At 71.1% G+C, this 21,917-nt stretch carries 18 protein-coding genes; 11 read left to right on the forward strand and 7 right to left on the reverse strand.

Annotated features, from left to right (window positions below; all coding sequences use genetic code 11):
- Positions 1-202: 202 nt before the first annotated feature.
- The 7 genes from FFT21_RS12235 (at position 203) to FFT21_RS12265 (ending at position 9,054) form a co-directional block, all read left to right on the forward strand.
- Positions 203-1,108: an NAD(P)-dependent oxidoreductase gene (locus FFT21_RS12235; RefSeq protein WP_225978335.1), complete on the forward strand. Its 906-nt coding sequence runs from the start codon at positions 203-205 to the stop codon at positions 1,106-1,108.
- A 333-nt stretch (positions 1,109-1,441) separates the two neighbouring features.
- The gene (locus FFT21_RS12240; protein WP_137813960.1) at positions 1,442-1,636 is read left to right on the forward strand and encodes a hypothetical protein; all 195 of its coding nucleotides are present in this window, start codon (positions 1,442-1,444) and stop codon (positions 1,634-1,636) included.
- Between the two features lie 84 nt (positions 1,637-1,720).
- Positions 1,721-3,139 (forward strand): M20/M25/M40 family metallo-hydrolase, encoded by a 1,419-nt coding sequence (locus tag FFT21_RS12245; protein ID WP_371856778.1) that lies wholly within the window; start codon positions 1,721-1,723, stop codon positions 3,137-3,139.
- A 105-nt stretch (positions 3,140-3,244) separates the two neighbouring features.
- Positions 3,245-5,914, forward strand: coding sequence for an MGH1-like glycoside hydrolase domain-containing protein (locus tag FFT21_RS12250; RefSeq protein WP_137813961.1), 2,670 nt, complete (start codon positions 3,245-3,247; stop codon positions 5,912-5,914).
- 454 nt (positions 5,915-6,368) lie between these two features.
- Positions 6,369-7,340 carry an ABC transporter substrate-binding protein gene (locus FFT21_RS12255; protein ID WP_225978336.1) on the forward strand — a complete coding sequence of 324 codons (972 nt, stop codon included), beginning with the start codon at positions 6,369-6,371 and terminating at the stop codon, positions 7,338-7,340.
- 23 nt (positions 7,341-7,363) lie between these two features.
- On the forward strand, positions 7,364-8,296 hold the full coding sequence (locus FFT21_RS12260; RefSeq protein ID WP_137813963.1) for an amino acid ABC transporter permease: 933 nt from the start codon (positions 7,364-7,366) through the stop codon (positions 8,294-8,296).
- A 5-nt stretch (positions 8,297-8,301) separates the two neighbouring features.
- Positions 8,302-9,054: an amino acid ABC transporter ATP-binding protein gene (locus FFT21_RS12265; protein ID WP_137814061.1), complete on the forward strand. Its 753-nt coding sequence runs from the start codon at positions 8,302-8,304 to the stop codon at positions 9,052-9,054.
- A gap of 77 nt (positions 9,055-9,131) precedes the next feature.
- Here FFT21_RS12265 and FFT21_RS12270 read toward each other — a convergent pair whose 3' ends face one another.
- Positions 9,132-9,389, reverse strand: a complete 258-nt coding sequence (locus tag FFT21_RS12270; RefSeq protein WP_137813964.1) for a hypothetical protein — start codon at positions 9,387-9,389, stop codon at positions 9,132-9,134.
- A complete protein-coding gene (locus FFT21_RS12275) occupies positions 9,379-9,684 on the reverse strand; it encodes a hypothetical protein (RefSeq protein WP_137813965.1) in 306 nt (101 codons plus the stop codon). The genes FFT21_RS12270 and FFT21_RS12275 overlap by 11 nt, the downstream gene beginning before the upstream one ends.
- A 224-nt stretch (positions 9,685-9,908) precedes the next feature.
- On the opposite strand from FFT21_RS12275, the gene FFT21_RS12280 reads away from it, so the two are divergent.
- Together FFT21_RS12280 and FFT21_RS12285 are read left to right on the forward strand one after the other, a co-directional pair.
- On the forward strand, positions 9,909-11,225 hold the full coding sequence (locus tag FFT21_RS12280) for an NsdA family TPR-like regulatory protein (RefSeq protein WP_137813966.1): 1,317 nt from the start codon (positions 9,909-9,911) through the stop codon (positions 11,223-11,225).
- Positions 11,222-11,797, forward strand: coding sequence for a GNAT family N-acetyltransferase (locus tag FFT21_RS12285; RefSeq protein WP_225978337.1), 576 nt, complete (start codon positions 11,222-11,224; stop codon positions 11,795-11,797). Before FFT21_RS12280 ends, FFT21_RS12285 begins: the two co-directional genes overlap by 4 nt.
- Positions 11,798-11,823: 26 nt before the next feature.
- Here FFT21_RS12285 and FFT21_RS12290 read toward each other — a convergent pair whose 3' ends face one another.
- The gene (locus tag FFT21_RS12290) at positions 11,824-12,129 is read right to left on the reverse strand and encodes a hypothetical protein (RefSeq protein ID WP_137813967.1); all 306 of its coding nucleotides are present in this window, start codon (positions 12,127-12,129) and stop codon (positions 11,824-11,826) included.
- 327 nt (positions 12,130-12,456) lie between these two features.
- Between FFT21_RS12290 and FFT21_RS12295 the strand changes: the two genes are divergently transcribed.
- Entirely contained in the window at positions 12,457-14,892 is a 2,436-nt protein-coding gene (locus tag FFT21_RS12295) for a hypothetical protein (protein WP_225978338.1), read from the forward strand.
- 69 nt (positions 14,893-14,961) lie between these two features.
- Here FFT21_RS12295 and mctP read toward each other — a convergent pair whose 3' ends face one another.
- Both mctP and FFT21_RS12305 read right to left on the reverse strand, forming a co-directional pair.
- Positions 14,962-16,617, reverse strand: a complete 1,656-nt coding sequence (gene mctP, locus FFT21_RS12300) for a monocarboxylate uptake permease MctP (RefSeq protein ID WP_137813968.1) — start codon at positions 16,615-16,617, stop codon at positions 14,962-14,964.
- Positions 16,614-16,937, reverse strand: a complete 324-nt coding sequence (locus FFT21_RS12305; RefSeq protein WP_137813969.1) for a DUF3311 domain-containing protein — start codon at positions 16,935-16,937, stop codon at positions 16,614-16,616. The genes mctP and FFT21_RS12305 overlap by 4 nt, the downstream gene beginning before the upstream one ends.
- 438 nt (positions 16,938-17,375) lie before the next feature.
- On the opposite strand from FFT21_RS12305, the gene FFT21_RS12310 reads away from it, so the two are divergent.
- Positions 17,376-18,287: a septum formation family protein gene (locus tag FFT21_RS12310; RefSeq protein WP_137813970.1), complete on the forward strand. Its 912-nt coding sequence runs from the start codon at positions 17,376-17,378 to the stop codon at positions 18,285-18,287.
- A gap of 493 nt (positions 18,288-18,780) precedes the next feature.
- Here the strand turns inward: FFT21_RS12310 and FFT21_RS12315 are convergent, their stop codons facing one another.
- Positions 18,781-20,601 (reverse strand): phosphoenolpyruvate carboxykinase (GTP), encoded by a 1,821-nt coding sequence (locus tag FFT21_RS12315; RefSeq protein WP_137813971.1) that lies wholly within the window; start codon positions 20,599-20,601, stop codon positions 18,781-18,783.
- Positions 20,602-21,158: 557 nt separating this feature from the next.
- Positions 21,159-21,884: a hypothetical protein gene (locus FFT21_RS12320; RefSeq protein WP_137813972.1), complete on the reverse strand. Its 726-nt coding sequence runs from the start codon at positions 21,882-21,884 to the stop codon at positions 21,159-21,161.
- Between the last annotated feature and the right edge of the window lie 33 nt (positions 21,885-21,917).

Genomic DNA, 21,917 nt, shown 5'->3' on the forward strand with positions numbered 1-21,917 from the left:
GAGCCCGCCAATCACCCTCGGCCACGCCTTAAACGTGACACACGTCACACTGATGGGGGTGTTGTAACGCAGTGGTCCTGACGAGCGATGTCCCGGGTGACCCCGCGGTGCTGGCGGACCCCCGACCTGGCAGCACCGCGGGGTTTCCCAATGCCGCCCGTTCCCCACTGCGTGGGTCGCCCGGCTGAGGTAGACCGGAAGCGTGACGACCAACGCGCGACAGGACGCAGGCAAGGCAACCGTAGCGGTGCTCGGCACCGGGATCATGGGCTTTCCCATGGCGCGGAACATCGCCCGCGGCGGCTTCCCGGTCCGGGCGTGGAACCGCACGCGCAGCAAGGCGGAGCCGCTCGCCGAGGACGGCGCCACGGTGGTGAACACTCCGGCCGAGGCGGTGGACGGCGCCGACGTGCTGGTCACCATGCTCAGTGACGGTGCCGCGGTGGCCGACGCGATCACCGCCGCCGCGCCCGGCCTGGGCGAGACCACGCTGTGGCTGCAGACCAGCACCGTCGGCCTCGCGGGGCTCGGGTCCCTGGTGAAGGTGGCCGGGCAGCACAACCTGAACATGGTGGACGCTCCCGTGCTGGGCACCAGGGCGCCGGCCGAGCAGGGCAAGCTCGTGGTGCTCGCGGCCGGGCCGGAGGACGCCAGGGACCGCGCCCAGCCGGTGTTCGACGCGATCGCCCAGCGCACCATGTGGGTCGGCGACTCGGCGGAGGCCGGCGCCGCCAGCCGGCTGAAGCTGGCGCTGAACAGTTGGGTGCTGGCGATCACGAACGCGGTCGGCGAGGCGGTCGGCCTCGCCGAGGCCCTCGGCGTCGACCCCGGCCTGATCACCGAGGCGCTCGGTGGCGGCACCCTCGACACCCCGTACCTGCACATGAAGGCCGGCGCGATCATCAAGGGCGACTACACGCCGAGCTTCACCGTGCGCAACGCGGAGAAGGACGCCCGGCTGATCGAGGAGGCCGCGCGGCATGCCGGGGTGCGGCTGGACGTGTCCGAGGCTGCGGCGGCCCGGTTGCGCAGGGCCATCGACCTCGGGCACGGGGACGATGACATGGCCGCCGCCTACTTCGCCAACTGGGAGGGCGGCAGGCGCTGACAGCCTCTTCCGCCTCGCGCCCCGGCGAGGCGATCGCTGCGCGCGTTCGGCAGAACGGGCGCTGAGGGGACTGGCACCGGGAGATCGGTGTGACGTACGTCCGGTAGCCCGGACGGGTGATCATGCGCTGTTATGATCTTGTCAAACCAGCGCGCCGATCCTCTTGCCGGGCGCGCGCATCGACCAGGCGGGCAGCCGGCTCGACCGTCCCCCGCCTCCCCGGATGTGCCCTGGAGGGTCCCGATGCCCGTGGCTATTCCCTTCGTTCGACCGCTCCTCCGGCGTGACTACCCCTTCCTGCGGCGTGACTTCCCCACCACGACAATCAGCAAAGTGACCGACTGCGCCTGCGAGAGCGGTGAGCACACGTTCACCACGGTGTCGGTGGACGACGAGAAACAGATGACCCTGGAACGCCGCAAGTGCGTGTGCACCGGATGCTTCGACTGCGAGGCACGCGAGGTGCGGATCATTCCGCACGAGGCCACCGAGGGGCACCACCACGCCGACCCGCTGGCCACCGGCTGACCGCCACACGCCGGCGACCTGCCCCGCCGCCGCACCCGTGCGGCATTTCCCGCGGTGGCCCGCGGCCGTGACAGGATCGGCGCCGTGGACCGAGCAACGCTGACCCGTACCGTCCGCGAGCGCTGGGACGACTCCGTGCTGCCGAGCCTGTCCGAACTCGTCGCCATCCCCGCCGTCTCCTCCGGGTTCGACCCGGACTGGCAGGCGGCGGGCCACCTGACCGCCGCCGTGGAGCACGTGCAGAAGTGGCTGGGCGGCCGCGCGATCCCCGGGGCGAAGACCGAGGTGGTGCAGCTACCCGGCCGGACCCCGGTGCTGCTGGTCGACGTGCCGGCCACCGAGGGCGCCGAGCGGGCCGGCACCGTGCTGCTCTACGGCCACCTGGACAAGCAGCCGCCGGTGGGCGGCTGGTCCGAGGGGCTGGGACCGTGGACGCCGGTGATCCGGGGCGGCCGGCTGTACGGCCGGGGTTCGGCCGACGACGGCTACGCCGGCTACGCGGCCACCACGGCGATCGAGGCGGTGCGCGCCGCCGGCGGCCGGCACGCCCGGTGCGTGATCCTGCTGGAGACCGGCGAGGAGTCCGGCAGCCCCGACCTGCCCGCCTACCTGGACCACCTGCGCGACCGGCTGGGCGAGGTGTCCCTGGTGGTCTGCCTGGACTCCGGCGGCAACGACTACCGCAGCCTGTGGCTGACCACCTCGCTGCGCGGCCTGGTCCAGGTGGACGTGACCGTCCGGGTGCTCGAATCCGGGTACCACTCCGGCCTGGCCAGCGGCATCGTGCCCAGCTCGTTCCGGGTGCTGCGGCGGTTGCTGGACCGGCTGGAGGACTCGGCCACCGGGGAGATCCGGCTGCCCGAGTTGACCGTGGACATCCCCGAGGACCGGCTCGCCGAGGTGCGCGACGCGGTCGCCGCCGCGCCCGGCGCGCTGGACGGCACCTTCCCGACCCTGCCCGGAACCCGGCTGGTCACCGACGACGAGGTGGAACTCACGCTGAACGCCACCTGGCGGCCGACGCTGTCGGTGACCGGCGCGGACGGCCTGCCCGCGCCGTCCGAGGCGGGCAACGTGCTGCGCCCGTTCACCACGCTGTGCCTGAGCTTCCGGCTGCCGCCCACCGTGGACTCCGCCCGCGCGCTGCACGCGGTGCGGGCGGCGCTGACCACCGACGTGCCGTACGGGGCCCACGTCGAACTGGGCCGCATCGAGGCGGCGGACGGGTGGAACGCGCCCGCGCTGGCGCCGTGGCTGCGCGGCGCGCTGGACGAGGCCAGCGAGCGGGTCTTCGGCGCGCCGTGGCGGGCGCTGGGCCTGGGCGGCTCGATCCCGTTCATGGGGCTGCTGCAGCGGGCCTACCCGGCGGCGCAGTTCCTGGTCACCGGCGCGCTCGGGCCCGGAAGCAACGCCCACGTTCCGGACGAGTCGCTGGACCTCGGCTACGCCACCAAGGTCACCGAGGCGGTGGCCGTGGTACTCGACGCGCACGCGCGAGCCTGAAAAAGCCTCCGCGATACTCATCACACCGCCGATGACCTGCGTGGACATCGGCGCCGCCCAGCGTTCGCGCGGACCGGCAACGGAGATGCCGCAGACTGGTCGGCTGTGAGCGGAGCGGAGCACGCCAGGCTGGCCGCGTCGGAGGACCCCGGCGCGGCATGGCGGCTGTGGGGCCCGTACCTGTCGGCCCGGCAGTGGGGCACGGTGCGCGAGGACTACTCGGCCGGTGGCGACGCGTGGACCTCGTTCCCGTTCGACCACGCCCGCGCCCGCGCCTACCGGTGGGGCGAGGACGGCATCGCCGGGGTGTGCGACCGGTTCGGCTTCCTCAACCTCGCGCTGGCGCTGTGGAACGGCCGCGACCCGATCCTCAAGGAGCGCTACTTCGGCCTGGCCAACCACGAGGGCAACCACGGCGAGGACGTCAAGGAGCACTGGTGGGTGCTCGACGGCACGCCCACCCACTCCTGGATGCGGGTGCTCTACCGCTACCCGCAGGCCGAGTTCCCGTACGCCCGGCTGCGCGAGTTGGCCGCCGCGGCCGGCCGGGACGGCCGGGAGCCGAAGCTGGCCGACACCGGTGTGCTCGACGGCGACCGGTTCTTCGACGTGGTGGTGAGTTACGCCAAGGCGGCCCCGGACGACCTGTGCGTGGAGATCACCGCGACCAACCACGGGTCGGAGCCGGCGCCGCTGCACCTGCTGCCCCAGTTGTGGTTCCGCAACACCTGGTCCTGGGGCCGGGACCCGCGCAGGCCGTCGCTGGTGGCGTCCACCGTGGACGGTCGCAGCCGGGTGGTGACCGAGCACGCCGCGCTGGGCCGGTACGTGCTACACGCGGACGGCGAGCCAACGCTGCTGGTCACCGACAACGAGACCAACGAGGTCGAACTGTTCGGCGCCGCGGCCAACCCGAGCCGCTACACCAAGGACGGCATCGACGCGCATGTGGTGCGCGGCCGGGCGCACGCCTGCCAGGTGGTCGCGCCGGGAGCGGCGTCGCTGCCGGGCAGCAAGGCCGCCGCCTGGTACCGCTTCGACACGGTACCGCCCGGCGAGTCGGTCACCGTGCGGCTGCGACTGTCCGCGAGCGACGGTCACGGCGACCCGTTCGGCCCGACCTTCGAATCCACAATGGACGATCGCCGGCGGGAGGCGGACGAGTTCCACGCCGGCATCGCCCCGCATGCCAGCCCCGCCGAACGGCACGTGCTGCGTCGCGCGCTGGCCGGTCTGCTGTGGACGAAGCAGCACTACCGGCTCCGGGTGCGGGACTGGCTGGACGGCGACCCGGCACAGCCACCCGCCCCGCACACCCGCCGGGCGCCGGGCGCGCGCAACGCGCACTGGCAGCACCTCGACGTGGCCGACGTGATCTCCATGCCGGACGAGTGGGAGTACCCCTGGTTCGCCGCGTGGGACCTGGCCTTCCACACCGTGCCACTGGCCCTGGTCGACCCGGCGTTCGCCAAGGAGCAACTGCTGCTGCTCTGCCGCGAGTGGCTGATGCACCCCAACGGCCAGCTGCCGGCGTACGAGTGGGAGTTCGGCGACGCCAACCCGCCGGTGCACGCCTGGGCGGCGCTGCAGGTGTACCGGACGGAGATCGCGAACGGCGGCAAGGGTGACCGGAAGTTCCTCGCCCGGATCTTCCACAAGTTGCTGCTCAACTTCTCGTGGTGGGTCAACCGCAAGGACGCCGACGGCAACTACCTGTTCGAGGGCGGCTTCCTCGGTATGGACAACATCGGCCCGGTGAACCGGTCCGAACCGCTGGCCGGCGAGTGGCGGCTGGAGCAGTCCGACGCCACGTCCTGGATGGCCACCTACTCGCTGCACCTGCTGCGGATCGCGTTGGAACTGGCCCGGCACGACGACGCCTACGAGGACGTGGCCACCAAGTTCGTCGAGCACTTCCTCGGCATCGCGCAGACGTCGACCACGTTCGGCTCGGCCCGTCGCGGCATCTGGGACGACGAGGACGGCTTCTGCTACGACTTGGTGTCCCGCACGCTGCCGGACGGCACCGTGGAGTCGCATCCGGTGCGGGTGCGTTCCATGGTCGGGTTGATCCCGCTGCTGGCCGCCGCCGTGCTGCCGCCGTGGGTGTTCACCGAGTTGCCGCACTTCACCGCCCGGCTGCAGTACCTGCTGGACCGGCGGCCCGAGCTGCGCAGGTTCGTCACCTGGCGGAGCACCGGGGACGGTGAGCGGCGGGCCCTGCTGTGCCTGCTGGACGAACCCAAGCTGCGCCGGGTGCTGGACCGGATGCTCGACGAGCGCGAGTTCCTTTCCGGCCACGGTGTCCGCTCGCTGTCCGCGGCGCACCGGGACGGGTTGGCCGTGGAGATCGCCGGGCAGCGGCACCGGATCGGCTACGAGCCCGGCGCGTCGCGCACGCCGATGTTCGGCGGCAACTCGAACTGGCGTGGCCCGGTGTGGTTCCCGACCAACGCGCTGCTGGTCGAGGCGCTGCGCACGATCGGAACCTTCCACGGCGAGGACTTCACCGTCGCGTTGCCCAGCGGCTCCGGGCGGGCGGTGGACGCGACCGAGGCCGCCGACGAGTTGGCCCGCCGCCTGGTCCGGCTGTTCCTGCCCGGCGAGGGCGGGCGGCGACCCGCGGACGGCCGACGGATCGAGGCGACCGGCTCACCGCTGTGGCGGGAGCAGGTGACCTTCCACGAGTACTTCGACGGGGACACCGGGGAGGGGCTGGGCGCGGCGCACCAGACCGGCTGGACCGCGCTGGTCGCCTGCCTCATCGCCCGCTGAGCCGGCCGCCGCCGGGCGTCGCGGGGGACCGGCGAGCCGCTGGGCGCGGCGCACCGTCGCCCGGGAAAACTGGCAAACACCACGTTTCGAATCGGAAACTCCGACGGCATGGCACGGAGCTTTCGGTATCGATTCGTGCAGGTGGGTTAACATTCTGAGGCTCAAGGACTCGTCTGGCGCATGGTTCCTGCTTTTGCTGCCGGTCGTGACGGCGCTGTGCTGTGCACCCAGCGGAGTGAATGGCAGGATGCGCGCACCAGCTAACCCCATAGGAGGCTCCCTCATGCGCCGGTCCAGCCGAGACACCCAGCGCGGGCACAGCGCGCGTCCGGGCTGTCGGGCCCCGCGATCGGGGCGGCAGGGCACCGCGCTGGGGAATGCGACCCGAGTGTCCCAGGAGCGCCCTGGCGGCACGATCGCGGTCGCGCGCACACTTGCGGAAAGGAAGGCCGCCGTGACCCGGTTTCGCGTCAGGACGCTCGTTCTTCTCCCCGCGCTCGCCGCGACCTCGCTGCTCGCGGTCGGCTGCGGCGCGACAACGGAGAAGCCCAACGCCGGTGGGCAGCCCTGTACCCCCGGTACGGCCACCGAACTGCCCGACCCCAAGCCGTTGACCGTCAACGAGCCCGTCGCCCAGGCGGCCGCGGCCAAGCTGCCGGACGCCGTCAAAGCCAAGGGCAAGCTGACCATCGCGGCCGACGCCTCGTACGCGCCGAACGAGTTCACCACCGAGGGCTCGAACCAGATCATCGGCATGGACGTCGACCTGGGCAACGCGATCGGCAAGGCGCTCGGCATCCAGGTCGAGTTCGTCAACGCCAGCTTCGACGGCATCCTGGCCGGCATCCAGGCCGGTCGCTACGACGCCGGCATGTCCTCGTTCACCGACACCAAGGAGCGGGAGCAGAGCGTCGACTTCGTCACCTACTTCAAGGCCGGCACGTCCACCATGGTCCGCAAGTGCAACCCCAAGGGCATCAAGACCGACCTGGACCTGTGCGGCAAGAACGTCGGTGCGGAGAACGGCACCATCCAGCTCGACCAGATCACCAAGGAGGACGCGGACGGTTCGCTGATCAAGAAGTGCAAGGACGCCGGGAAGAACCCGCCGAACGGGCAGGGCTTCCCCAAGCAGACCGACGTGAACGCGGCGCTGCAGGCCGACCGGATCGACGCCTACCTGGCGGACAGCCCGGTGGTGGACTACGCACTGAAGAAGACCGGTGACGCGTTCGAGAAGGTGGGCGAGGCGCAGGGCGTCGCGCCGTACGGCATCGCCGTCGGCAAGAACAGCGGCACCCTCAAGGACGCCCTGCAGGCGGCGGTGCAGCAGCTGATGGCCGACGGGACCTACCAGAAGGTGCTGGACAACTGGGGCGTCAAGGACGGCGCGATCAACCAGTCCACCATCAACGGCGCCCAGTGAATGAGCACACGGCTGAATCGAGTATGACGAACCAAGCTGACACGTCCACCGTGGACGATCGGGGCGGCGCGCCCGCCCCACCGGAGAAGATCTCCGCTGTTCCGGTGCGCCACCCGGGGCGCTGGGTGGCCGCCGCGGTGCTGCTGGTGCTGGCGGCCATGCTGGTGCACAGCCTGCTCACCAACCCGAACTGGAAGTGGGCGGTGGTCGGGCAGTACCTGTTCGCGCCCCGGGTGCTGCACGGCATGCTGCTCACCATCGAGTTGACCGCGCTGGCCATGGCCATCGGCATCGTGGGCGGCGTGATCGTCGCGGTGATGCGGCTGTCGCCGAACCCCATCGTGTCCGGCATAGCCTGGCTGTACGCCTGGTTCTTCCGCGGCACCCCGGTGCTGGTCCAGGTGATCTTCTGGTCGTTCATCGCGGCGCTGTACCCGTACCTGTCCCTGGGCATCCCGTTCGGGACGGAGTTCGTCTACTTCGACTCGAACAAGCTGGTGCCGATCTTCGTCGGGGTGGTGCTCGGCTTCGGGCTGAACGAGGTCGCCTACATGTCGGAGATCGTCCGGGCCGGCATCCTGTCCGTGGACCGGGGGCAGACCGAGGCGGCCGAGGCGCTGGGCATGACCCGCACCAAGATCATGCGACGGATCATCCTGCCGCAGGCCATGCGGGTGATCATCCCACCGACCGGCAACGAGACCATCTCGATGCTGAAGACCACCTCGCTGGCCGCGGTGGTCGCGGTCGGCGAGCTGTTCACCACGGTGCAGCTCATCTACGGCAGCAACTACCAGCAGATCCCGCTGCTGGTGGTGGCCAGCCTGTGGTACCTGGTGCTGACCTCGGTGCTCTCGGTGTTCCAGTACTACATCGAGCGGCACTACGCCCGCGGCACGGTGCCGCTGCGCGCCCGCGGGTTCCGGTTCGGCCGCGCCCAGGGAGGTCTGTCGTGAACCCCATGGTCAAGGCCGAGGGTGTGCACAAGAACTTCGGCCGGTTGGAGGTGCTCAAGGGCATCGACCTGGAGGTGCAGCCCGGCGAGGTGATGTGCGTGATCGGGCCGTCCGGTTCGGGCAAGTCCACCTTCCTGCGCTGCATCAACCACCTGGAGAAGATCGACGCCGGCCGGTTGTGGGTGGACGGTGAGCTGGTCGGCTACCGGCAGAAGGGCGACAAGCTCTACGAGCTGCGCGACCACGAGGTGGCCCGCAAGCGCCGGGAGATCGGCATGGTCTTCCAGCGGTTCAACCTGTTCCCGCACATGACCGCGGTGGAGAACGTCATGGAGGCGCCGGTGCAGGTCAAGCGGGAGTCCAGGGCCGAGGTGCGGGAACGCGCGCTGGCGCTGCTGGACCAGGTGGGGCTGGCGGACAAGGCGAACGCCTACCCCAACCAGCTCTCCGGCGGGCAACAGCAGCGGGTGGCCATCGCCAGGGCGCTGGCCATGCGGCCCAAGCTGATGCTCTTCGACGAGCCGACCTCGGCGCTGGACCCGGAACTGGTCGGGGACGTGCTCGCGGTGATGCGCAAGCTCGCCGAGGACGGGATGACCATGGTCGTGGTGACCCACGAGATGGGCTTCGCCCGCGAGGTCGGCGACTCGCTGGTGTTCATGGACGGCGGGGTGGTCGTGGAGAAGGGCCACCCGCGGGACGTGATCACCAGCCCGCGGCACGAGCGCACCCAGTCCTTCCTGGCGAAGGTGCTCTGACCCGCTGGGCGGGGCGCACCGGGGGTCACCCGGTGCGCCCCGCATCTCGGGGTTACCAGCGGCCGGGGTTCCCGGCGTCACCCTGCGGCCGGCAGCTTCGCCGGCTTCGGGACCTTGACCAGGCACACCACGCAGGGCATGCCCGAGCTGCGTGGCTCGATCACCTCGAGCGTGGCCACGTGCCCGCACAGCGCGGTGAACGACTCCGGCACCCGGCTCGGGTCCACCGCGGACACGTCGAAGCCGTGCACCTGCCGATCCAGCCGGCTACGCCACCAGACCGTCAGCGGCACCTCCTCGGCGACCTCCTTGGCCGGGCTTTCCTCATGCGACACGGGGACCACCTCCCCGGCGCCGGCGCCGCCGGGTGGGACGGAACCGTCCCGGCTCGCCGCCCGAGCCGCCGTTCGCGCCGGTCGACGCATCGACCGGGGCGGATCGGGCGGCCGTGATCGCGGTGCACCGGGCGCACCGGCGGCCGGGCGGCGCCCACAGCGGCGCCGGCCAGACGACGTGGCCGCACAGCCCCGCGTAGTCGATGCCACGCGCCCTGGCCTCGGCGAACGCCACGTCCAGCACCGCGTGGTCCTGCCCGTCGGTCTGACTGCTGAACCAGGTGAAGTCGTTCACGTGTGCCCCATCTCCGCACCCTGCCGTGCCTCGACATGTTGTTTGCCGCAAGTAGTCGATTCGTTCCGCTGTGTGTTGGCACGTGAGACGATCGGGCCTGCCGCGCTGACGTCGGAAGGTCGTCGGGACTGACTTCTGCTGACCTCTTGCGACTTCTGCCGCCAGGCACGCCGCGCCATTCGTACGGTTGGCGCCGGGTCAGGTGGCCCGAGGGGAGCCGAGACATGGTCCAACCGGAGTTACCCCGCACGCGGCTGGAGCAGGTGCTGCGGGAACGGCATCTCTCCGTGGAGCGCTTCGTCGCCCGGTTCAACGAGTTGTCCGAGGTTCCGCTCAGTGATCGCCAGGCGTACCGGTGGGTCGCCGGGCGGCTCAAGGGGCTGCCCTACCCGGGGGCCCAGCAGACGCTGGAGCGGATGTTCGGGGAGTCCGCCGCACGCCTGTTCGGCCCGCCGTACCGGCTTCCGGGCGTGGTCCCGCACGGTCCGGTGGACCACCCGACCCCCCTCCGGGACCGGCACAACTGGGAAGGCCAGGTGATCACGATGTCCGCCCAGCGGGCACGCGACTTTCTCTCCCGCGCCGAGGCGTCCAACGTCGGCCCGGAGACGCTGGAGCAGCTCGCGGACGACGTGCGCCGGGTGGCCACCACCTACCCGCGACTGCCGCTGCCCGAACTGCTCGGCGACCTGGTCGACGTGCAGGAACGCACCTTCACCCTGCTGGAGGGCCGGCAGAAGCCGAAGCACACCCGCGAGCTGTACCTGCTCGCCGGGATCAGCTGCGGCCTGCTGGCCAAGGCCAGCCACGACGTCGGCGCATCCACCGACGCCATGACCCAGGCCAGGACGGCGTACGCGTGCGCGGAGAACGCCGGGCACAACGGGCTGCGGGCCTGGGTGCGCGGGCTGCAGTCCGGCGTCGCCTACTGGACCGGCCGGCCCCGGGACGCGGTGCGCTACGCCCAACTCGGCCACGACGCGGTGCGGGCCGGGGCGGGTACCGCGGCGCTGTACCTGCTCGCCGCTGAGGCCCGCGCCTGGGGCCTGCTCGGCAACCCGGAGCGGGCGCGGGACGCGATCCGGCGGGCCGCCGACGTTCGCGACCGGGTCGCCCCGGACGAGCTGGACGAGTTCGGCGGGCTGTGCACGTTCCCGCACCGCAGGCAGCTCTACTTCGCCGCGGACGCGCTGTCCTGGGTGGCCGAGGAGGACGCCGAGCACGCCGAGGCGGCGGCGCTCGAAGCGGTGTCCGCGTACGAGGCCACCGACCGCACGGAACGCGGCTGGGGCGAGGAGGCCGGAGCGCGGGCCGGGCTGGCGGTGGCCAGGATCGTCCAGGGGGACGTGGAGGGCGCGGCCAGCGCGCTGCGACCGGTGCTCGCGCTGCCCCCGACACAGCGCATCCACGGCGTGGTGCTCTCCGTGCAGCGCGCCTACACCGCGCTGCGGCAGGCGCGGCTGGACGGTCCGGTCGCGCAGGAGGTGCAGGACGCCATCGAGCACTTCGCCCGCCGACCGCTGGCCAGCCTGCCCCGGTGAGGGTCACGATGGCGGCGCCGCACCATCCCGTCGAGCTGACCGGCGAGCACGTCTTCCTGCGCGAGTTCCGGCACGACGACGTCGCCGACTGCATGCCCGTGTTCGGCGACGAGCGGGTGACCCGCTGGCTGTCCTTCGACAGCAAGACCCGCGCAGAGCAGGAGGAACTGGTCGCCGGCATCATCCGGCGAGCCCAGACCGATCCGCGCGACGAGTACTACCTCACCGTCTGCCGACGGGACGACAAGCAGCTCATCGGCGTGGTCCGGCTCGCCCTGACCGGGGTGTGCGCCGGCCGGCTCGGCGGGGCCATCCGGGCCGACCACTGGGGCCGCGGGCTGGCCATGGACGCCGCCGCGACGATCGTCCACTTCGGCTTCGGAGAGCTGGGGCTGCACCGGATCAGCGCCGCCGTCGGCCCGGACAACCTGGCCTCCCGCCGCCTGGTGTGCCGGCTCGGCATGAGCTACGAGGGCCGCATCCGGCACCACGTGTTCACCGGCGGCGCCTGGCGGGACAGCCTGCTCTACGCGCTGCTCGCCGACGAGTGGCCGGCTCGGCGCCTGCCGTGACGGCCGGCGCGGGGTGACGGCGAGGGTCAGGAGGCCCGCCCCGGCCAGCGGTCGCCGTCGGGCACGCTGGAAAGGTCGCCGTCCTCCACCAGCCCGGGAAGCTCGCTTCCGTGCACGGCTTCCTCCAGCTCGTACACCCGGCGCTGGAGACCCTGGTTCTGCTGGCCCAGCCACAGCAGCTCGCGGTAGATGGAGGCGTTCTCGTGCCACAGGTCGTCCAGGTTCTCCCGCATCGACCGGTCCGTGCGCAACCAGCCCCACTGCACCAGCACCAACACCGCGGCGACGGCCAACAGCGCCAGCATGGCGACGATGATCAGCACAACGTTCAACTCATGCACCTGATTCGCCAGATTCGGAGCGTCACGCAGACCAGGGGCCGGGGCCTGCCACGTTGCCGCGAGTCAACCGTGGCGGGCCCGCCGGGTACACGGCTCGTTGGCCCGTGCCGGGCGGGGCGAAAGTCCTGCGAACGGCCCACACCGGCTCCCGCCGAGGTCGCCGGACGTGATGGTGCGACCGACCGGGGGATACCCGTAACGCCCGAGTGCGGCAAAGATCCAGCGGAACTGTTCACCCAGGGTGCCTATCGGGCTACCGTTGCGGTGAAAAGGCGTGCGCGGTCGGCCGCATGATCCGTGTGGATCTTGCCGGCGCCGGTGGCGTCGTCCCGAGGGCACGCCGCCGTGCGGCTGCGGCGCGGAGAGCCGGCACGCGAGGGGGTGGTGGCGGTGGCGAACATGCCGTGGGAGGGCCGGACCACGACGGAATCGATGTCGGCCGAGGCACGCCTGGAGGCGTTCCTCTCTGGTGCCGCGACGTCCGGGGACGGACCGCGGCTGGACGTGACGGACCGCTCGCCGGGCCGGTCGTTCGAGCTTCCCGCCGAGCAGTTGACCCGGCGGTTGATGGCCTGGACCGACCCCGGCCTCGGCCGGCTGACGTTCTGGCGGCGGACCAGCCGCCCGCCGGTGATCCGGATCCGGGACACCTTCGTCACCGGCACGTTCGCGCTGCGCGCCGTGGAGTTCGGCTACCTGCTGGAGTTCCTCCGCTGCCGCTTCGAGGACGCCCCCGACCTGCGGCAGACACGGGTGGCCGGGCTGGAGTTCAAGGAGTGCTGGCTCCCCGGACTGCACGCCCGCAACCTGCGCAGCGACAGCGACGTGCTGCTGATGAGCAGCACGGTGGAGGGCCGGTCGGCGGACCTCACCGACGCGGACATCCGCGGATCGCTGCTGTTACGCAACAGCACGCTGATCAACCCGAACCACTGGGCGCTGCACGCGGACCGCCTGGTGCTGGCCGGCGCCCTGATGGCGACCAACCTGCACACCCACGGCGAGGTTCGGATGATCGACCTGCGGGCGCACGGCGACGTCGACTTCCGCGGCGCCCGGTTGATCAACCCGAACGGGTTCGCCATCCACGCCAACGGCATGCAGGTGGGCGGCAACCTGCTGTGCACCGACCAGCTCGCACCGGGCCAGGCCACCTCGACCGGGCCGGCGGCGCGCGCGGCGACCGCGGGTGGCTCGGGCGAACGACGGCCCTTCCTGGCCAGGGGCACGATCTCGCTGGCCAACGCGCGGATCAGCTCCGGGGTGACGATGCGAGGCGCCTCGCTGACCCCGACCCGGCCCGGTGCGCTGCCGCTGCGCGGGAGCGACGCGGCCGACCCGCACGTGGACCGGCGTACCGCGTTGAACATGGACCGGATCGAGGTGGACGGCAGCGTCCGGCTGGACGACGGCTTCCGCAGCACCGGCACGCTGCGCATGGTCAACGGCCGGATCGGCGGCTCGCTGTGGCTGGCCCGCGCGGACGTGGACGCCTCGGGCGGGGCGCCCACCCCGTCCGAACACCGCTCGCTGCACGTCGACGGCACCACGATCGACGGCGACATCTACGGCCAGGGTGTCCGGCTGACCGGCGAGGCCCGGCTGGTCAACACGCGGGTCAAGGGGAACGTGGTGCTGGACGAGTCGGTGCTGCGCAACGGCGGCGGGAACGCGTTGCTGGCGAACTGGTGCCACATCGGCAGCAACCTGAGCTGCCGGCAACTGGACGCCGAGGGCACCGTGGAGCTGCGCACCTCCGACATCGGGGCGAACCTCAACCTGCGCGCCGCCCGGCTGGCCCGGCCCGGCAGCTACCGCTACACCACCGGAGTCAAGCCGGTGCTGGACGTGGGCGGCGCGCGGATCGGCCGGGACCTGATCTGCGCGGCCGGCGAGGTGGTCGATGCGGCCACCGGGCGCGCCGAGACCAGGGACTTCCACGCGCACGGCGGGGTGCGGGTGCGGCACGCCACGGTGGGCCGCGAGGTGAACCTCCGGGGCGCCCGGCTCGGCGACGACAGCCCGAACTACGCGCTCAACGCGCTCGGCCTGGCCACGCAGGAGCTGCGGCTGAACCTCCGTGCCGCGCCGCGCGGTCCGGTCACGCTACGCCAGGCGCGGTGCACCGTGCTGGACGACAACGCGGCGTTCTGGGACGTGCGCTCCGGGCTGGAGCTGGACGACTTCCGGTACGAGGCGCTCGCCGAACCGGTCGGGCTGGACGACGACGACCGGATCAGGCAGCGGCTGGACTGGTTGCGCTCGGCCATGCGGAAGAGCTACCGGCCGGGGCCGTACGACCAGTTCGCCGTGGTGCTGCGGGCCACGGGTAACGACGAGCACGCGTCCACGGTGCTGATCGAGAAGCAGCGGCTGCGGCACGCCGCGCTGGCCGACGGCTCGCACGGCCTGGTCAAGCCGCTGGTGCTGCTGTGGAGCTGGCTGCAGCGCTGGATGGTCGGCTACGGCTACCGCCCGGCCCGCGCGCTGGCCTGGCTGGTGGTGCTGCTCCTGCTCGGCGGGCTGTGGTTCACCTTCCACCCGCTGCAGGTGATCAACGAGCAGGACCACCTGGAGTGGAATCCCTGGCTCTACACCATCGACCTGCTGGTTCCCATCATCGACCTGGGCAACAAGAACCGCTGGCACGTCACGGACGCCTCGCAGTGGATCTCCTCCGGCCTGATCGCGATGGGTTGGGTGCTGGCCACCACGGTGGCCGCCGGCGTCACCCGCACGCTCAAGCGCACCTGACGGGCCGGCCACGGACCAGAAGCGGCACGGGGGAGGGCGGCCGGAACCGCCCTCCCCACGCGGTCCGGGTCACGGCACCGCGGCCACCGGCCGGAGGTTCGGCGTGCTCTCGTCCACGTGGTAGTCGCCGGGGTCGGTGTCGTCGGTGCCGTTGAACACCTTCGAGCGGCGCGCGAGCGCGCTCACCACCACGGTCACCACGAGGTTCGCCACCAGCGCGAGGATGCCCACGTAGACCTGCATCTGCGAGGAACCGAACGGGTGCCAGCCGAAGAGGGACAGCTTGCCCAAGGCCAGCGCCGACCCACCGAAGTGCGCGTGGTTCGTCGCCGGGTTGGGGATCAGGTAGAGCAGGTAGATGCCCCACGCCATGCCGACCACCCAGCCGGCGATCAGCCCCCAGCGGTGCAGCCACCGGGTATAGAGCGGGATCACCACCGCGGGCAGCGTCTGCAGGATGACCACACCACCGATGAGCTGCAGGTCGATGGAGTACTGCGGGTCGATGGCCACGATGAACAGCACCGCGCCGAACTTGACCACCAGTGAGGCCAGCTTGGCCTGCCTGGCCTCCTGCGCCGGTGTCGCCGCCCGGCGCAGGTACTCCTTGTAGATGTTGCGGGTCCACAGGTTCGCCGCGGCGATCGACATGATCGCGGCCGGCACCAGGGCACCGATGCCGATCGCGGCGAACGCGATCCCGGCGAACCACGCGGGGAACTGGGTGCCGAACAGCGCCGGGATGATCGTGTTCGAGTCGCCCCGCCCGGTCGCCTGGTTGACGATCGGCTTGGTGCCCGCGGCCAGCGCCACGTAGCCCAGCAGTGCGAGCAGGCCGAGCAGCAGCGAGTACGCCGGTAGCGCGACCATGTTCTTCTTGATCACGTTACGGCCCCGGGAGGCCAGGATGCCGGTGACCGAGTGCGGGTAGAGGAACAGCGCGAGCGCCGAGCCCAGCGCCAGGGTGGCGTACTGAAGCTGGTTGTTCTGGGTGAGCAGGATCGAGCCCTTCGCCGAACCGGTCGGTCCCGGCTTGGCCAGTGCGGCGGCCGACGTATCGAAGATGTGGCCCCAGCCACCGAACCTGACCGGCAGGTAGATCACCGCGACCAGGATCACCAGGTAGATCAGCGAGTCCTTGACGAACGCGATGAGCGCGGGCGCGCGCAACCCGGACTGGTAGGTGTAGACGGCGAGGATCAGGAACGCTACGAACAGCGGCAGGTGCCCGAGCAGCCCGGTGCCGTTCAGCCCGATCGTGCGCAGCACCGCCTCCAGGCCGGCGAGTTGCAGCGCGATGTACGGCATGGTGGCGACGATGCCGGTGATCGCGATCAGCAGCGCCAGGGTGGGCGAGCCGTACCGGCCGCGGACGAAGTCCGCCGGGGTCACGTAGCCGCGCATCCGGGACACCGACCACAGCCGCAGCAGCGGCAGGAAGGCCAGCGGATACAGGATCACCGTGTACGGCAGCGCGAAGAACCCGGTGGCGCCGGCGCCGAAGATCAGCGCGGGCACCGCGACGAAGGTGTACGCGGTGTAGAGGTCGCCGCCGACCAGGAACCAGGTGACCCAGGAGCCGAACTTGCGGCCGCCGAGGCCCCACTCGTCGAGGTGGTCGAGGGTGGTGCCGGCAAGCCACCGCGACGCGATGAACCCGAGCACGGTGACCGCCAGGAAGAGCACCACGAAGACGCCAAGCTCAGTCCACTGCCCGGTGTTCATGGCTGGCTCCCCTCGTCGCGGTCCTCACCCTCGGTGGCCACGTCCAGGTCGGACACGGGCAACCGGTCCGGCTCGCCCGTGCGCGCCGGCTCGGTCCTGGTCTTCAGGTAGACGATGGCGACGCAGATGACCCCGATCGGTACGTACAGGAACTGGTACCAGTAGAAGAACGGCAACCCGGCCAGCCGTGGCTGGTCATGGTTGAACCACGGCGTGACCAGCATCAGCAGTGGAACGAGCAGCAGCAGGTTCCACCAGTTCCAGCGCAGCCGAGGCGCCCGGTCGGAGCGCCGCGCCACGCGCGGTGGAGCGGACGGCATTGTTCCCTCCTCTTGTGCGCGACTGTGCGCGCCCCGCGATCTCCGTCGGCAGGGCTGCACCCCACCACCGGAGCGGGCTTGGCGGCCCGGCGCGCCGTGGTCCCTCCCGGTGCCACGGCTTGCTCCGCACGGCCCTGGCCGTCCCGGTGACCCGAGACGTGAGCGGATGTTAAGCCGGACGACCGACGCAGTCACCCGCTCGACCAGAGTCGATCCGTCCGTGGTGGCTGAATTGTGACCCTCCGGAGGCGGACGGAATCCGAGGGCGGTATGTGTACTCACACCTTCGGCCGGAAGGTCGGAGATCAGATCGGGCAGGCGGTACCGTGCCGGCGGGGAGCGGGGTTGGAGGTTCCGATGACGGTGCCAGGTCGCGGCGCCCCCGGTGACCCCGGCACGCGTCCGGGCCGGCCGCGGGCTCGCAGCGGGGGCCGAGCGATGCGGGTTCCGCGCCGGCATCGGTTGACCCCGCTGGCCCGGTTGGTGGTGGCGGCGCTCGCCAGCGTCGCCACGCTGGCCGCGTGCGGGCAGCGGGTGCCCGGTACCCCGATCGCCGCGGAGCCGCCGGCCGGGGATGAGGCCGGCCCGCCGCCCGAGCGGGCCACCGCCCCGCCCGGCCCGCTGGGTGGCACGGCCGCCCCTGGCCCCGGCAGTTGCCTGGACTCCCAGCGGTCCACGTTCGCGCCGTGCGAGGCACCGCACGACATCGAGATCACCCGGGCCGGCCAGTTGCCGCCCGGCCTGCCCACCGACTACCCCGACGAGCAGACCATGCTCCGTGCCGCGCTGCCGCCCTGCCGGGCCGCTCTGGCGGGTTACCTGGACAGCCCGGACGGCGACGCCACCCGGCTGCAGGCCTGGGCGTTCTGGCCGAACCGGGATCGCTGGGCGCGGGGCGACCGCTGGCTGCTCTGCGCGGCCACCGAACTCGGGCCGGACGGCCGGCCGGTGTCCCGGACCGGCAGCGTGCGCGGCGCACTGGCCGGCGACGGGTTCGACGCCTTTCAACTCTGCACCGCCGGGTCGCCGTCCCGGGAGCAGCAGCTCCGCACGGTGAGCTGCGACCAGCCGCATCTCGGCGAGGCGCTGCCCGGCGTGCTCAACCTCGGCGCGGCCACCGACCCGATGCCTGACCAGCGGGCGATGAACACCGCCGCGCGGGAGCACTGCACCCGCGCGCTGGCCGACTACCTCGGCACGGCGTCCCGCGGCGATGTCTTCCCGGCCTGGCGCATGCCTGGCGTCCAGGACTGGGCACAGGGCTACACGGATGTGACCTGCTACGCGGAGATCGCCCGGCCGGTCACCGCGCGCCTGCGCGGCATCGGCTCTGCTCCGCTGCCGGGTTGACCCGACGGGCCGGAGCCCGCCGGAGGTTCGTCGTCGTGCGAGTGCGTTCCACCATCCCGCTGGACAGTCACGAGAACCATCACGATGGCGGCGAGGGCAAGCCCGAGCATCGCCAACCCCGCGTACACCATGGCCCACCTCCCTCGGGCCAATGACCGGCCAATCGGGTGATGGGCCGGTACATGTTTGGAACTGTACGCGCACAGTCCCCGAATCGCCCGGTCGGTGCAACCGATTTGCCTCTGGCCGCTCTCCGGTTGCCAACAGCCTGTGCACAGTTGGATCCACAGGCTGTGGACAACCGCACCGCCACCGCTCCGAACAGCGCATGCGTGGTTGACCTTCGTCCACACCGGGTGCGGACGGCGGCCAGGCCGGGGTGCGCCGAGCCGACGAAAAGAGGGCCCGGCGGTCGTCGTTGACCGCCGGGCCCCGTCCGGGTGCCGGTCTCGCCGCGGCACGCGGCCTTCGGTGCCTGTTCCGGAACAGGCTGTCAGCCGAGACGCTGCTTGAGCGCCTCCAACTCGTCACGCAGCGAGGTCGGCAGCTTGTCGCCGATCTTCTCGAACCACTCCTCGATCAGCGGAATCTCGGCGCGCCACTCGTCCAGGTTGACCTCCAGCGCCGCCCGGATGTCCGCCATCGACCCGTCCACGCCGTCCAGGTCCAGCTCCTCGGCGGTGGGCACGTGGCCGATCGGCGTCTCGGTGGCCGCCGCCTTGCCCTCGATCCGCTCGATGGCCCACTTCAGCACCCGGGAGTTCTCCCCGAAGCCGGGCCACAGGAACCGGCCGTCTTCGCCGCGCCGGAACCAGTTGACGTAGAAGATCTTGGGCAGCTTCGTCGCGTCGGCACTCTTGCCCACGTCGATCCAGTGCTGGAAGTAGTCACCGGCGTGGTAGCCGATGAACGGCAGCATCGCCATCGGGTCGCGCCGGACCACGCCGACCTTGCCGGCGGCCGCGGCGGTCTTCTCGCTGGACAGCGTGGCACCCATGAAGACGCCGTGCTGCCAGTCACGGGACTCGGTCACCAGCGGAATCGTGGTGGCCCGGCGGCCACCGAAGAAGATGGCCGAGATGGGCACGCCCTTCGGGTCGTCCCATTCCGGGGCGAGCACCGGGCACTGCGCCATCGGCGTGCAGTACCGGGAGTTCGGGTGGGAACTGGGCTCGCCGGCCTCGCCGTCCTCGGGCGTCCAGTCCCGCTTCTTCCAGGACGTCAGGTGCTCCGGCCGGCCCTCCATGCCTTCCCACCAGATGTCGCCGTCGTCGGTGAGGGCGACGTTGGTGAAGACGGAGTTGCCCCGCTCGATGGTGCGCATCGCGTTCGGGTTGGTCTTCCAGTTGGTGCCAGGCGCCACGCCGAAAAAGCCGTTCTCCGGGTTCACCGCGTACAGCCGACCGTCCTCGCCGAAGCGCAGCCAGGCGATGTCGTCGCCGAGCGTCTCCACCTTCCAGCCCGGAATGGTCGGCTCCAGCATCGCCAGGTTGGTCTTGCCGCAGGCAGAGGGGAACGCGGCGGCGATGTAGTAGACCTTGTTCTCCGGGGAGATGAGCTTGAGGATCAGCATGTGCTCGGCGAGCCAGCCCTCGTCACGGGCCATCACCGAGGCGATGCGCAGCGAGTAGCACTTCTTCCCGAGCAGCGCGTTACCGCCGTATCCGGAACCGAAGGACCAGATCAACCTCTCCTCGGGGAAATGGGTGATGTACTTCGTCTCGTTGCACGGCCAGGGAACGTCCTGCTGGCCAGGCTCGAGCGGCATTCCCACCGAGTGGAGGCAGGGCACGAAATCGGCGTCCTCACCGAGTTTATCCAGCACCGGTGTGCCCATCCGGGTCATCACCTTCATGGAGACGACCACATACTCGGAATCCGTGATTTCCACACCGAGCTTCGGATTCGGATCGTCCAGCGGCCCCATGCAGAACGGAATCACATACATGGTCCGACCACGCATGCAGCCCCGGTAGAGCTCGGTCATGATCGCCTTCATCTCGTCCGGGTGCATCCAGTTGTTCGTCGGACCGGCGTCATCCGGCTTCTGCGAGCAGATGAACGTCCGCTCCTCGACGCGCGCCACGTCGCTGGGGTCGGAGGCGCACCAGAACGAGTTGGGCTTCTGCTTGAGCGGGACGAAGGTGCCCGCCTCGACGAGTTTCGCCGTCAGCCGGGCCCACTCCTCCTCCGAGCCGTCCGCCCAGACCACCTGGTCCGGCGTGGTCAGTTCGGCCACCTCCCGCACCCAGGACAGGAGGCGCTGGTGGGTGGTGGGTGCCTGGTCGAGACCGGGAATGGTCACTGCCGTCATCTCGTCTCGTCTCCTGACTGGGCGCCGATGGCTCCGCACCGGACGCCGTTGTCCGGAGTGGAACCAAACGTCCTCGAGAAAAGGCTCCGCCCCGCCCGCCGTTGGACGGGCGTTGCCATTGGGTGCTGAAAGGGATGCACCAAGGCTAGCTGCGTTAACCCCTGGTAGCCGAGCCCTGTCCTGTCGCTTGCCTCACAGGAACGATCAGGGAATCGATTCAGCACACTTTCTTCGGAACGCCGGGAGAAGACGCAAACGTTCGCGCCGGGCCGCCATCGTTACCGAAAAGAATCCGGAGCAACCGCTCCCCGAGACCCACCACCGCGAGCGGGTCGATCTGCTTACCCAGAGCGACAACCAGGCGGCGTTTTGACGACCCGTGGTGACCGGCGTCACGGCGGGAAACGCGATGGGGTGAGTTGCCGCTCCGGCGGACTCTAACCCGGCACGCGGGAGGAAATAACCGGCCGAATCGGACTCTTCGGTCAGCCATGAGGCTATGTACCTGTCCCGGACGCGCACGCTCGCGGGGGCGGGACCGGTTGCCGACCAGGCGGTCAGTTCAGGCTGATCCACTGGCCGGTGCTGGAGTCGATCCGCACCACGCCCTCGATGTACCGGCCGGTCTCACCGGACGCCGCGCCCTCGTCCCAGATGCTGTCGTCGGCCGGGTCGGCGGGGGCGGCACCGCCGCCGACGCCGTCCTGGTTGTAGTGCCCGTCGGCGTCCAGGTGCCCGTGCTCGGACTCCATCCACTGGTGGTCGCCGGAGTGCTGGAACACGGTGACCTCGCCGGTACCGGTGATCTCCACCGCCACCTCGGCGTGGCCGTCGCCGTTGGTGTCGGTGTAGAGCCAGGTGTCGCCCTTGTCGTCCTGGCCGACCGCGGTGTCCGGCCGGCCGTCCCCGTCGGTGTCCTCGGTGGCCGGGCCGGCGCTCTTCCCGCCCTCCGGGGTGTCCACCACGATGTCCCCGGCGTGGCGGGCGGAGTCGCCGGGCGCGTCGGTGCCGTGCGGGCCGGCCGCCTCCACCCACTGGCCGGTGTGCGGGTCGAACCGGGCCTGCTCGACGACGTGCCCGTCGTCGGCGATCCTGGTGAGCAGGTCGGCTTGGCCGTCGTGGTCGGTGTCGGTGTAGACGATGTGCTCGCCGGCGCCGGCGTCCGCGACCGCGCTGTCCAGTTGGCCGTCGTGGTCGTAGTCGTAGTCCTCGCCGGCGGTGTACTCCTGGCCGTCCATCTCGACCCGGATCTCGTGGTCGCCGCCGCTCTCGTCGATGTACACCGGTCCCCCTCGGGTCCGCCAACCAAGCTCCTG

This window comes from Gandjariella thermophila, assembly GCF_005405885.1.
Classification (GTDB): Bacteria; Actinomycetota; Actinomycetes; order Mycobacteriales; family Pseudonocardiaceae; genus Gandjariella; species Gandjariella thermophila.